The 12,759-nt window shown below is 31.7% G+C and carries 18 protein-coding genes; 16 read left to right on the top strand and 2 right to left on the bottom strand.

Going from position 1 to position 12,759, the window contains the following annotated elements; translation table 11 throughout:
• Positions 1-11 precede the first annotated feature (11 nt).
• Positions 12-416 (bottom strand): ribonuclease HI family protein, encoded by a 405-nt coding sequence (locus ACW5YJ_RS08695; protein ID WP_171915643.1) that lies wholly within the window; start codon positions 414-416, stop codon positions 12-14.
• 167 nt (positions 417-583) lie between these two features.
• On the opposite strand from ACW5YJ_RS08695, the gene ACW5YJ_RS08700 reads away from it, so the two are divergent.
• The gene (locus tag ACW5YJ_RS08700) at positions 584-1,156 is read left to right on the top strand and encodes an RBBP9/YdeN family alpha/beta hydrolase (protein WP_315969111.1); all 573 of its coding nucleotides are present in this window, start codon (positions 584-586) and stop codon (positions 1,154-1,156) included.
• Positions 1,157-1,172: 16 nt separating this feature from the next.
• Here the strand turns inward: ACW5YJ_RS08700 and ACW5YJ_RS08705 are convergent, their stop codons facing one another.
• Positions 1,173-1,877: a queuosine precursor transporter gene (locus ACW5YJ_RS08705; protein ID WP_457338086.1), complete on the bottom strand. Its 705-nt coding sequence runs from the start codon at positions 1,875-1,877 to the stop codon at positions 1,173-1,175.
• 251 nt (positions 1,878-2,128) lie between these two features.
• On the opposite strand from ACW5YJ_RS08705, the gene ACW5YJ_RS08710 reads away from it, so the two are divergent.
• The 15 genes from ACW5YJ_RS08710 to ACW5YJ_RS08780 all read left to right on the top strand — a co-directional run bounded on the left by ACW5YJ_RS08710 (position 2,129) and on the right by ACW5YJ_RS08780 (position 12,602).
• Positions 2,129-2,323, top strand: a complete 195-nt coding sequence (locus ACW5YJ_RS08710) for a zinc-finger domain-containing protein (protein ID WP_029377283.1) — start codon at positions 2,129-2,131, stop codon at positions 2,321-2,323.
• A 16-nt stretch (positions 2,324-2,339) separates the two neighbouring features.
• Complete coding sequence (locus ACW5YJ_RS08715; protein WP_017724480.1) at positions 2,340-2,597, top strand: NifU N-terminal domain-containing protein; 258 nt, start codon at positions 2,340-2,342, stop codon at positions 2,595-2,597.
• A gap of 15 nt (positions 2,598-2,612) precedes the next feature.
• Positions 2,613-3,731, top strand: coding sequence for a conserved virulence factor C family protein (locus tag ACW5YJ_RS08720; RefSeq protein WP_171915804.1), 1,119 nt, complete (start codon positions 2,613-2,615; stop codon positions 3,729-3,731).
• Positions 3,732-3,771: 40 nt separating this feature from the next.
• Positions 3,772-4,206 (top strand): bacilliredoxin BrxA, encoded by a 435-nt coding sequence (gene brxA, locus ACW5YJ_RS08725; RefSeq protein WP_017724478.1) that lies wholly within the window; start codon positions 3,772-3,774, stop codon positions 4,204-4,206.
• A gap of 318 nt (positions 4,207-4,524) precedes the next feature.
• Positions 4,525-5,481: a thymidylate synthase gene (locus ACW5YJ_RS08730; RefSeq protein WP_119604000.1), complete on the top strand. Its 957-nt coding sequence runs from the start codon at positions 4,525-4,527 to the stop codon at positions 5,479-5,481.
• Positions 5,482-5,581: 100 nt separating this feature from the next.
• A complete protein-coding gene (locus tag ACW5YJ_RS08735) occupies positions 5,582-6,067 on the top strand; it encodes a dihydrofolate reductase (protein ID WP_017724476.1) in 486 nt (161 codons plus the stop codon).
• Positions 6,068-6,076: 9 nt separating this feature from the next.
• Positions 6,077-6,916 (top strand): DegV family protein, encoded by an 840-nt coding sequence (locus tag ACW5YJ_RS08740; protein ID WP_107551340.1) that lies wholly within the window; start codon positions 6,077-6,079, stop codon positions 6,914-6,916.
• Positions 6,917-7,042: 126 nt separating this feature from the next.
• The gene (gene msrA, locus ACW5YJ_RS08745) at positions 7,043-7,570 is read left to right on the top strand and encodes a peptide-methionine (S)-S-oxide reductase MsrA (protein WP_017724474.1); all 528 of its coding nucleotides are present in this window, start codon (positions 7,043-7,045) and stop codon (positions 7,568-7,570) included.
• Positions 7,563-7,991 (top strand): peptide-methionine (R)-S-oxide reductase MsrB, encoded by a 429-nt coding sequence (gene msrB, locus ACW5YJ_RS08750; RefSeq protein WP_017724473.1) that lies wholly within the window; start codon positions 7,563-7,565, stop codon positions 7,989-7,991. The genes msrA and msrB overlap by 8 nt, the downstream gene beginning before the upstream one ends.
• A 14-nt stretch (positions 7,992-8,005) precedes the next feature.
• Positions 8,006-8,506, top strand: a complete 501-nt coding sequence (locus ACW5YJ_RS08755; RefSeq protein ID WP_017724472.1) for a PTS sugar transporter subunit IIA — start codon at positions 8,006-8,008, stop codon at positions 8,504-8,506.
• Entirely contained in the window at positions 8,506-8,727 is a 222-nt protein-coding gene (locus ACW5YJ_RS08760) for a YozE family protein (protein WP_017724471.1), read from the top strand. Before ACW5YJ_RS08755 ends, ACW5YJ_RS08760 begins: the two co-directional genes overlap by 1 nt.
• A 154-nt stretch (positions 8,728-8,881) precedes the next feature.
• The gene (locus ACW5YJ_RS08765) at positions 8,882-10,357 is read left to right on the top strand and encodes a S41 family peptidase (protein WP_017724470.1); all 1,476 of its coding nucleotides are present in this window, start codon (positions 8,882-8,884) and stop codon (positions 10,355-10,357) included.
• A 21-nt stretch (positions 10,358-10,378) separates the two neighbouring features.
• Complete coding sequence (locus ACW5YJ_RS08770) at positions 10,379-10,888, top strand: GNAT family N-acetyltransferase (protein WP_017724469.1); 510 nt, start codon at positions 10,379-10,381, stop codon at positions 10,886-10,888.
• 10 nt (positions 10,889-10,898) lie between these two features.
• Positions 10,899-11,972 (top strand): undecaprenyldiphospho-muramoylpentapeptide beta-N-acetylglucosaminyltransferase, encoded by a 1,074-nt coding sequence (locus ACW5YJ_RS08775; RefSeq protein ID WP_017724468.1) that lies wholly within the window; start codon positions 10,899-10,901, stop codon positions 11,970-11,972.
• A 15-nt stretch (positions 11,973-11,987) separates the two neighbouring features.
• Complete coding sequence (locus ACW5YJ_RS08780) at positions 11,988-12,602, top strand: phosphatase PAP2 family protein (protein WP_017724467.1); 615 nt, start codon at positions 11,988-11,990, stop codon at positions 12,600-12,602.
• The last annotated feature ends 157 nt before the right edge of the window (positions 12,603-12,759 follow it).

A 12,759-nucleotide genomic window follows, 5' to 3' on the forward strand; every position in this document is an offset into this window, starting at 1 on the left:
TAGTAGGGCACTTATTTTTTATTTTGCTTTGTTATTTTATAAAGTTCATTTTTAGCGTGATGATTTGCCTCTTTATTTTGGTTTCTAGGTACCCATCTAACGAAAAACAATTCGAAATGATGTTCTAACTCTAACATCTTATCGTAATAAGGTTTGAATTTTTCATTTTTAACGCTACCTTTATTAATACTATCCTCTATAAGTTTCGAATCTGTAAACACTAAAGCCGTAGATATATTATGTTTAACAGCACATTCCAAAGAAAATATTAAAGATGCCCATTCAGCACTATGATTATCCATAACACCTAAATCTTTTGTATAGCGAAAGCGCTCATTGTCAATTGCTAACACGACTGCACATACGCTTACTCCAGGATTGCCAGCTGTAGCAGCATCAAAGTAAATTTTTGCCATAAGTTCCACCTTTATCTATCAATTTATGTTTATTTTATCAAACTAGCCACTTATATACTATTTTGGCGACATTTAATTGCTTGTGAATTTATATGATATAGCTTATACTTTTAATTATCCTTACTAAAAGAATCGGATTTTAAAGGAAGTTGATATATTTGAAAAATATGTTTATTATACACGGTTATCAAGCTACTACTAAGAGTCATTGGTTTGAGTGGTTAGCTACCGAAGTGAAGCAGTTTGGTTATTCTACGGAAATCGTGTATTTACCGAATACAAATCAACCCAATTTAGATGAATGGATAACAGCTATACAAAATAGTTTAGAAAATAAGCTAAATGCAGAAACCATCATTGTTGCACATAGTTTAGGTGTAATAACTATACTTGATTATTTGTCTAAGCTAAAACACGCTCCGAATATTAAAGGCCTATTTCTCGTTTCTGGATTTAATGAGCAATTAACAAATTTACCAGAACTTGATCACTATATATTACAAACTCAGATTGATTTCCGTAAGATTAACGCACAGCACATCGTAACGATTGCCGGTAGCCATGACCCAATTGTCAATATTGATGCAACCGACAGATTGTCTCATGAATTAAAGACCGAAACATTACATGTGTCACACGAAGGTCATTTCCTTGATAGCGATGGATATAGGACTTTCAATTTCCTAAAAGACCAAATCACTCAAACATTAAATAATAAAAACTCTAGGACTGGAAGTTAACCAATCCTAGAGTTTTTTAGTAACCTTCATCTAGTTTATTTATTTTACCCTTGCGGTACATTGATTTAGCCCAATAACCAAAAGGAACATTAAATATTGTTGATATTACTTTCAATAAGTAAGTAGTTATAAATATTTCAAAAACTGCAGCATTTGGCATAGAACCGATAAATGCAATCGATACAAATAGTGCAGTATCAATAATATTACTGATGATTGTACTACCGTATGCTCTAATAATAAACGTTTTATCTGAACTAAAAAGTTTTTTTATTAAACTAAATAGTAAGACGTCTAAATGTTGGCCGATAATGTAAGCAATCACAGATCCCAATGCGATTCTAGGAACAAGGTTAAAGATACTTTCTAATGCTTGTTGAGAACTATCAATTGGCGATGGTGTGAAATGCAATGACATTTGCATAACAATAATCATAACCAAGGTAGAACTAAAACCTATCCAAACTGCCCGTTTTGCAACTTTCCTACCATAAATATCATTTAATATGTCTGTCGCAAGATAGATCGAAGCGAACATGACATTACCCAAAGTTGCAGAAATCGTAAATACATCTACAGTTTTAATCACTTGAATGTTTGCAATAATCGTACCTATTGCTATCCAAGCAATCAGACCATGTTTACCAAACAATCTATACATGGCTACTAATAAAAGAAATGTTACTAAAAATGTTACTACTCCAAATATTTCATTAAACAATTTATTTGCCTCCTAAATTTTGTTGATGCGGGTGTTTAGAAACCGCAAAATAAACAACTAAATAATTTTACCAAATAAAACAAAAAATACAAGTACCTTAAATAAAATCATTGGCAAAAGTAGATAAAAATTGTGTATAAATTTTAAGATTAAACAAACATTGTTACAAATGATATAATGATTCTAAGTGTCAAAACCTTGTAAATTTAATGTATTTATTAGGGACATTTTATTTATAGAATAACAGGAGAGTGACAAGTATTCTAACTTATTCTGAAAAAGAAGCAATAGAAGCAATAGATCATCTTATGAACACATATTGCAATAAATGCTTACTTAAACATCACATTAATAAAACTCAAGGAAAAACACATGCCCACCATTTTTGCATATCAGAATGTTCGGTAGGGAAAGAAATTAAACAATTAGGCAATGAGCTGCAATAATTAGGAGGAATTTTAAATGGAAATCGTAGAGGTAGCACAAACACCAAACCCAAATACAATGAAAATCGTTTTACAATTATCAGGTGAAGACTATAAACCCAACACTTATACTTCTGTCAAAGATGGTCAACCTGATTTTATCAACGCAATACTTGAATTAGAAGGCATTAAGTCTATTTTTCAAGCTATGAATTTCATATCCGTAGATAAGAAATCTGATTCCAATTGGGACGACTTATTACCAAGAGTAACCGAAACATTAGAAAATATTTAATAAGGAGGTTCTTAAATGGAAATCGTACGTGTTGAACCTACGCCAAGTCCTAACACGATGAAAATTGTATTAAATGATAAGAGGAAAGATAATAAATCAAATACGTATACTACTATCCAAGATGAGCAGCCCAATTTTATTAATGACGTATTAGCCATAGAAGGTATCAAATCTATATTTTATGTTATGGATTTTCTTGCAATAGATAAAAAACCAAAATACGACTGGGAAGCATTATTGCCTAAAGTCACTGCTACATTAAATAAAGATGTAGCAGAATTAGAAGAACCTATGCCAGATGAACATTTTGGAGAAGTTAAAGCTGAAGTTTTAAAGTTTAAAGGCATCCCTTATCAAGTAAAACTAACAACTAATTCAGAAGAAAAACGTAAGCAATTACCAGAAATCTATATAGATAGCATGCTTGCAGCACAGAAAGACGATGATAATATCGTTTTTCAACGCAAGTGGGAAGATTTAGGAGTTCGTTACGGTGAACTTGAAGAAATTATGTCAGAAGTTTTTGAAGAGATATTAGCAGTTTATCCCACTGACAGATTAGAAACACTCGTACAAGATGCATTAAACACAGATGCAGTAATACCTGAAAAGCATTATCAGCATGTGTCGCTTGAAACTTATCAGTCTACAGAAGATTGGAAAGAACGTTTAAGAATGTTGAAAGCTTTTCCAACACCAACAGAACAAGATTTCCCATTATTAGGAGATGTTGTTAGCGACGAAGAGAAAACACCTTTAAGACGTGAAGCTATCGTCTTACTTGGCATGGTAGAAGATAAGGCTGTATTGCCATATTTATTCAAGGGTTTACACGATAAAAGTCCAGCAGTAAGACGAACTGCTGGGGACTGTTTAAGTGATTTAGGTTTTAAACAAGCCTTACCAGAAATGGAAAAAGCATTAGACGATCCACAAAAAATTGTTAGATGGAGAGCAGCGATGTTCATCTTTGACGAAGGGGGCCCAGAGCAATTAGCATCTTTACGTGCACATGAGAATGATCCAGCATATGAAGTTAAACTTCAAATCGAAATGGCGATTGAAAGAATTGAAAATGGAGATCAAGCTCTGGGCTCAGTTTGGAAACAAATTGCTAACAGAAATAAAGTATAATTGTTAAAATATTATTATTAGATTTTAAGGAGTGTTCGAAATGAATGCATATGAAGCATATATGAACGAACTTGCTACACAGATGCGTAGCGAATTAACTGGACGTGATTTTGAAAGTTTAGAGACTTCAGATGATGTGACAAACTATATGAGCAATGTTTCAACAGATGACACTACATTCGTTGTAATCAATTCAACGTGTGGATGTGCAGCTGGTTTGGCTAGACCAGCTGCTGTAACTGTTGTAGAGCAAAATGAAAAAAAACCAACTAATAAAGTGACTGTTTTTGCTGGTCAAGATAAAGAAGCTACTGAAACGATGCGAAATTACATTCAACAAGCACCATCAAGCCCATCATATGCATTGTTTAAAGGCCAAGTGTTGAAACACTTTATCCCTCGCGAACACATTGAAGGCAGAGATATTCAAGATATATGCATGGATATTAAAGATGCCTTTGACGAACATTGTTAATATGGTCAAAAATACATCTTATCTTAATTAAGTAAACTTATATAAACTCGAAGCGGTAAAATAAATTTATACTAATTAAACATATTTAAATGCCAACTTACTACGTATCTATTTTTTAATCTTGAGATATGACTAGGTTGGCATTTATTTTTTAAAATAATGCTACTTTTATAACGTTTACACTGAAATGTTGTATAATTTAGCTAACATGCAATATTTTTACACAATCTTTTTTACACAATCTATAGTAAATTCTTTTAATTGTTGCTAATATCCAATAAGATTAAATAAAAATATAATTGAAAGGAGTGTGCTATTATGTTAAATAGTTTCGACCAATCTTATCATAATCTGTGTGAAGAAATTCTTGAGATAGGAAAACAAAAAAACGATCGCACAAATACTGGCACAATTTCAAAATTTGGACATCAACTCAGATTTGATTTATCTAAAGGATTCCCTTTACTGACGACAAAAAAAGTTTCATTCAAATTAATCGCTACTGAATTATTATGGTTTATTAAAGGTGATACGAATATCAAATATTTACTTCAATACAACAATAATATTTGGAATGAATGGGCTTTTGAAAATTACGTAAATTCACCTGATTATCATGGACCAGACATGACTAATTTTGGCCATAAAGCACAAACTGACGAAGCTTTTAATGCAATTTATAAAGAAGAAATGCAGAAATTCAAGCAACAAATATTAAATGATAATGATTTCGCTTCAAAATACGGTGATTTAGGTAATGTTTATGGTAAACAATGGCGCGATTGGGAAGATAAACAAGGTAACCATTTCGATCAGTTAAAAACAGTAATTAATCAAATTAAAAATAACCCTAATTCTCGTAGACATATCATTTCTGCGTGGAATCCAACTGAAATTGATACAATGGCTTTACCACCATGCCATACGATGTTCCAATTTTATGTTCAAGATGGAAAATTGAGTTGCCAATTATATCAGAGAAGTGCTGATATATTCTTAGGTGTGCCATTTAACATTGCAAGTTATAGTTTATTAACGCACTTAATAGCTAAAGAATGTGGTTTAGAAGTCGGAGAATTTGTGCATACTTTTGGTGATGCTCATATTTACTCAAATCATATCGATGCGATAGAAACACAATTATCACGTGATAGTTACGAACCACCTAAACTTAAAATTAATTCTGACGCTTCAATTTTCGATATAAATTATGAAGATTTAGAAATTGTAGATTATGAATCTCATCCTGCTATTAAAGCACCGATTGCAGTTTAAAACATAAGCTTTTATTTAAATTAATAAACCTTTTACTATATAATTAAGACCATGAACTTTAGAGATACTTATTTAGAATTTCACTATTAGGAGGAAAATTATGACACTGTCGATACTAGTAGCTCATGACCAACAACGTGTCATCGGGGTAAATAATCAATTACCTTGGCACTTACCTAGTGATTTAAAACATGTTAAAGCTTTAACCACGGGCAATACACTTGTCATGGGACGTGCAACATTCGATTCTATTGGGAAACCACTTCCTAATAGGCGTAATGTTGTTTTAACAAGAAACAAATCATTCCACCATGAAGGTGTAGATGTCATACATTCTATGAAAGATATTTATGACTTACCAGGGCATGTATTCATTTTTGGTGGTCAATCACTTTTTGAAGAAATGATTGATAAGGTTGATGATATGTATATCACTGTGATTGAAGATAAATATAATGGCGATACATTTTTCCCGCCATATACTTTTAAAGATTGGGAAGTTGAATCATCAGTCAAGGGGGAAATTGATGAAAAGAACACAATTCCTCACACTTTTTTACATTTGAAACGTAAGGAAACTTCATAGGAGGAAATTATGATGAAAAAGAAAATTGTAACCGATTCAACATCTGATTTATCACATGAGTATTTATCTGATAATGATATACATGTGATACCACTTAATTTAACAATCAATGGCGAAGCCTATGTAGACCAAGTAGATATTTCATCTGAAGCATATATTCAGAAAATGCAGGAAGATGCAGATGTTAAAACAAGCCAACCTGCAATTGGTAAATTTATTGAAATGTATGATGAACTAGGTGCAGACGGTTCTGAAATTATCAGTATTCATATGACTTCAGGTTTAAGCGGCACATACCAAACAGCGCTACAAGCGAGTCAAATGACTGATAGTAAGGTAACAGTTATTGATTCTAAATCCATTTCTTTTGGGCTAGGTTATCAAGTACAGCATATTGTAGACTGGAATAACGAAGGATATGACACTACAGATATCGTATCTAAAATTACTGAATTACAAAAAAATATAAAACTGTATGTTGTAATAGGTCAATTGAGTCAACTAATCAAAGGTGGTCGCATTAGTAAAACTAAAGGTTTGATAGGTAATATGATGAAAATCAAACCAATTGGAACACTTGAAGATGGCAAAATCGAATTAATACACAATTCAAGAACTCAAAATGCAAGTGTACAATTTTTAAAGAAAGAAATTAGCGCATTTATTGGTGATAGAAATATAAAATCTATAGGAATTGCACATGCAAATATTATTGAATTTGTAGATAAAGTTAAAAAACATTTTTCAGAAGAATTTAACTTTACACAGTTCGACACAAATGTAACAACACCTGTGATTAGTACACATACAGGACAAGGTGCAATTGGTCTCGTAGTTTTAAAATCATAAGTTCCATTAAAGGGTCGCTATGAATATACTTGAAACAATATGTCTTAATTAATAAATAAACAATTTTATAGCGTATCTCTTAAAATAATGGTAACTTTATGACAAAATAGACTTAGGAGGTATATTATGGCTTATGCAACATTAGCTGGAGGTTGTTTTTGGTGTTTAGTTAAACCATTCACTTCATATCCAGGTATAGAGAGTGTTATTTCTGGATATAGTGGTGGTCATACTGATAATCCTAATTATGAAAGTGTAAGTACTAACCAAACGGGTCATGTAGAAGCAGTACAAATCACCTATAATCCGGAAATTACTTCCTTCGAAAATATATTAGATGTTTATTTTAAAACATTTGATCCAACAGACAATGGCGGTCAATTTTTTGATCGTGGTGAACATTACGAGCCAGCAATTTTTTATCATGATGAAACACAAAAAAAAGCTGCCGAAGCAAAGATACAACAATTAAACGAGCAAGCAATATTTGATAATCCTGTTATCACGCCCATTAAACCGTATAAAAACTTCTATCCTGCAGAATCTTATCATCAAGATTATTATAAAAAAAACCCGCTACATTATGAACAATATCAACGCGGTTCAGGACGCAAAGGTTTTATAGAAAAGCATTGGGGGAAACAAAATGATTAAAAAAAATAAAAATGATTTAAACGAAATGGAGTACTTAGTTACACAAGAAAATGGTACTGAACCTCCATTTCAAAACGAATATTGGAATCACTTTGATAAAGGTATCTATGTAGACAAAATTTCTGGGAAGCCATTATTCACTTCAGAAGAAAAGTTTGAGTCAGATTGTGGTTGGCCAAGTTTTTCAAAAGCATTAGATAATGAAGAAATTATTGAACTTGTAGATAAAACATTTGGCATGGTAAGAACGGAAGTTCGTTCAGAAGATGCAAATAGTCATTTGGGCCATGTATTTAATGATGGACCAAAAGAAAGTGGCGGTTTGAGATATTGCATTAATTCTGCTGCAGTACAATTCATACCATTCGACAAGCTAGAAGAACTAGGTTATGCAGATTTAATACCACATTTTGAAAAATAAGGAGCGAACAAGATATGTTTAAAAAATTATTCGGTAAAGGTAAAGAAGTAAATAAAGATAGCGCTATTTATGCACCACTTTCTGGAGAATATGTAAAAATTGAAGATATACCAGACCCAGTATTTGCCCAAAAAATGATGGGTGAAGGTTTCGGTATTAACCCAACAAATGGAGAAGTAGTTTCACCAATTGATGGTAAAGTAGACAATGTCTTCCCAACAAAACATGCTATTGGCCTTAAAGCTGATAACGGATTAGAATTACTTGTTCACATCGGTTTAGATACTGTTCAATTAGATGGCCAAGGTTTTGATATCCTTGTCGAAAGTGGCGACACTGTAAATGTAGGAGATCCATTACTTAAATTTGACTTAGACTACATTAAGGAACATGCTAAGTCCGTTATTTCTCCAATCATTATTACAAATTCTGATAATACATCTTCAATTTCTGTTTCTGATGTAACTACAGTTACAAAAGGTGAAACTAAAATCGTTGATGTAACAATGAACTAATGAAAGATCATTCATTTTATCAATTTGCACTTACGGCACGAGGTCGTAGTGACGCAAAAGGCGAATTAGCAGAAGAAATTTTTGATGACTTATCTTTCCCAAGACAAGAAAAAGATTTTCATATACTTTCTGAATATATTGAAACTCGAGGAGACTATACAGTTTCATTAGCCGTATTTGATGATTTATATGAAGAATATACAGAGTGGCTAAAATTTTAATACTTAAATAATTGAGGAGATATAGTAAAATATATTAAGATATTTAAGTATCATTTACAGGGCTGGGATTAAACTAAATGGTTCAATCCCAGCTAATTTTATTTTATGACAAATGGATAGATTTTATTTATACATATGTATTGGAAGTGATTAAATGTCAGATCATAAAGACATAAACGAACAAAATATTGATACAAACGAAGATAAAAATCAACATACAAATTCAAAAAACTTTAAATTCAAACGTAGTTATTTCATTTTACTATTATTAGCTACCATACTTGTTACAGCAGTAATTACTGTTTTCGCTACAATATGGATAAGTAATTGGAAAAGTGGTTTAACAAGCAACCAAAGGCATGAAGTACAAAAGATAGAAGAAGTTTATAAAACTTTAAACAATGAATATTACAAAGATACAAATCCTGAAAAACTTTCTTCTGCAGCAATTGATGGTATGGTAAAAGATTTAGATGATCCTTATTCAGATTACATGACAAAGGATGAAACAAAATCATTTAATGAAGATGTTTCTGGTGATTTTGTTGGTATTGGCGCAGAAATGCAAAAAAAGGATGATAAAATTGAAATTACAAGTCCGATGAAACAATCACCAGCAGAAAAAGCAGGTATACAACCAAAAGATATCGTTAAAAAAGTGGATGGTAAATCCATAAAAGGACAACCTTTAGAGGCTATTGTTAAAAAAGTGAGAGGCAAACAAGGTACAAACGTTACTTTAACTATTGAACGAGCTAATCAAACGCATGATATTACAATTAAACGTGATAAAATCCATGTAAAAAGCGTTGAATATGAAAAACATAAAAATGTGGGTGTCTTTACAATTAATAAATTTCAAAATAGTACTTCTGGCGAATTAAAATCATCATTGATTAAAGCACATAAAGATGGTGTACGGAAAATCGTTTTAGATTTACGCAATAATCCTGGGGGCCTTTTAGATGAGGCTGTAAAAATGGCTAATATTTTCATAGATAAGGGAGAAACTGTAGTTCAACTTGAAAAAGGCAAACACAAAGAAAAGATACAGACTTCAAATGATGCTTTAAAAGAAGCAAACGATATGGACGTATCTATTTTAGTTAATAAAGGATCAGCCAGCGCCTCAGAAGTTTTTACTGGCGCTATGAAAGACTATGATAAGGCAAAAGTTTATGGTGCTAAAACATTTGGTAAAGGTATTGTTCAAACAACACACGAATTTGATGATGGCTCCTTATTAAAATTCACTAATATGAAATGGTTAACACCAAAATCTCATTATATACATGGCAAAGGTATTGAACCTGATACTAAAATAAGCGAACCAGCATATCAATCTTTAAATGTCATTCCTAATGATAAAACGTACCACTTGGGTGATAATGATAAAAATGTTAAAACAATAAAAGTAGGTTTAACTGCATTAGGTCATAAGACGTCAAATGAATCCAATGAGTTTGATAACTCACTAGAAACTGCAATTAAGTCATTCCAAAAAGAAAATGACTTAAAAGTGAATGGCACTTTTAATAAAGAAACAAATGAGAAGTTCACACAACAATTAGTAAATAAGGCAAATAAAGAAGATACTGTACTCAATAAACTTTTAAAAACAATAAATTAAAATTAGAGAGGTATAAGTTTCATGATTAGAATTGCTAACAAAAATGATTTGTTAAGTATATTAAATATTGTTGAAGAAGCTAAAGCAACTATGCAAGAAGATGACAATAATCAGTGGGATGAACACTATCCTTTAGAAGAACATTTTAAGAAAGATATAGAGAAAGAAGCACTCTTTGTACTAGAAGAAAATGATGAAATTTTTGCATTTATAGTTGTCGACCAAGAACAAGCAGAGTGGTATGATAATTTAGAATGGCCTGTTAATAGACAAGGTGCATATGTCATTCATAGACTTGCCGGTTCAGCAAGCTATAAAGGGGCTGCAACACAATTATTTGATTTTGCAGTTAATCTTGCACTTGATCATGATATTCATGTGATATTGACAGATACTTTTGCATTAAATAAGCGTGCGCAAGCTCTATTTAGTAAGTTTGAATTTAATAAAGTAGGCGAAATAGAGATTGATTATCATCCTTTTAATAAAGGGGAACCATTTTATGCCTATTATAAAAAATTAGAAGAATAGAGGTAATAATATGACGAAAATCGCATTTACCGGTGGAGGCACAGTTGGTCATGTATCAGTTAATTTAAGTTTAATTCCAACTGCACTCGAAGAAGGTTATGAAGCCTTTTACATCGGTTCAAAAAAAGGCATTGAACGTGAAATGATCGAATCTCAGTTACCTTCTATTAAATATCATTCGATATCTAGCGGTAAATTGAGACGATATATATCATGGGATAATATCAAAGATGTGTTTAAAGTTTTAAAGGGTATATTAGACGCGAGAAGTGTATTAAAAAAGGAAAAACCTGATTTATTATTTTCTAAAGGTGGGTTTGTTTCTGTACCTGTAGTTATAGCAGCTAAATCTTTAAAGATTCCTACTATTATACATGAATCTGATTTAACACCAGGTCTAGCAAATAAAATTTCGCTCAAATTTGCTAAAAAGATTTATACTACATTTGAAGATACCCTACAATTTTTACCTAAAGAAAAAGCAGATTTTGTAGGTGCAACTGTTAGGGAAGATCTTAAAACTGGAGATAAAAAGAGAGGTTATCAACTCACAGAGTTCAAAGATAACAAAAAGGTACTATTAGTTATGGGCGGTAGTTTAGGAAGTAAAAAGCTTAATAGTATCATTAGAGAAAATCTTGAGGCTTTGCAGGCTTCTTATCAAATTATTCATTTAACAGGTAAAGGACTAATCGATGAACAATATACGAATCAAAAAGATTATATTCAATTTGACTTTGTTAAAGATGATTTAACTGATTTACTTGCTATTACTGATACAGTAATTAGTCGCGCTGGTTCAAATGCAATTTACGAATTCTTAGCGCTTCGTATACCGATGCTTTTAATACCATTAGGACTCGATCAATCACGAGGTGACCAAATTGATAATGCTAAGAACTTTGAAACTAAAGGTTTTGGTAAGGCAATCCCTGAAGATGCTTTAACCGAACAAAAATTAATAGATCAATTAAATGATATTGAAACTAATCGTGATACAATAATTAATCAAATGCAAACATATAAAGAAAGTTTCACGCGACAAGACTTATTTAGAAAAATAATTAAAGACGCATTAAATTAATGAGGAGGTTATGCAATGAGTCGTTGGAAAAGAATATCTTTACTCATCATTTTCACGTTAATATTTGGCATCATTGCATTCTTCCACGAATCTAGGCTAGGTAAGTGGATTGATAACGAAGTGTATGAGTTTATATATTCTTCTGAAAGTTTTATCACTACAACTATTTTTCTCGGTGTTACTAAAATTGGAGAAGTATGGGCAATGGTTTGTTTATCGCTTTTATTAATAGCTTATTTAATGTTAAAACGCCTAAATGTCGAAGCACTATTTTTTGCAATTGCTATGGGGTTATCAAGTACACTAAATCCTTTATTAAAAAATATCTTTGATAGAGAACGTCCAACATTACTTAGGCTAATAGACATCTCCGGTTTCAGTTTTCCAAGTGGACATGCAATGGGATCTGCAGCTTTTTTTGGAAGCGCCATGTATATTGCCAATCGAACAATGAAAGGTAGATCAAAAGCCTTTATGGTTGGTTTATCTGCTTTATTTATTATAATGATTTCAACATCACGTGTGTATCTTGGTGTCCATTATCCTACCGATATCATTGCAGGTATTATCGGTGGCGCATTCTGCGTAATTCTATCAACATTAATATTACGTCATAAATTACAAATTTAATTTCTTTTAATCAAGTGCTCTCGGAAAAGTTCAAACTTTGCAGAGAGCATTTTTGCATTATCTTAATAGAGCAAAAACTTAAATGAAATTGTTTAAATAATATAAACTGAAAAATTTTCAACATAAAAAGACAGTTAAATGATAAAGTAATCATCTA

It is taken from the genome of Staphylococcus sp. mip270_02, assembly GCF_054031535.1.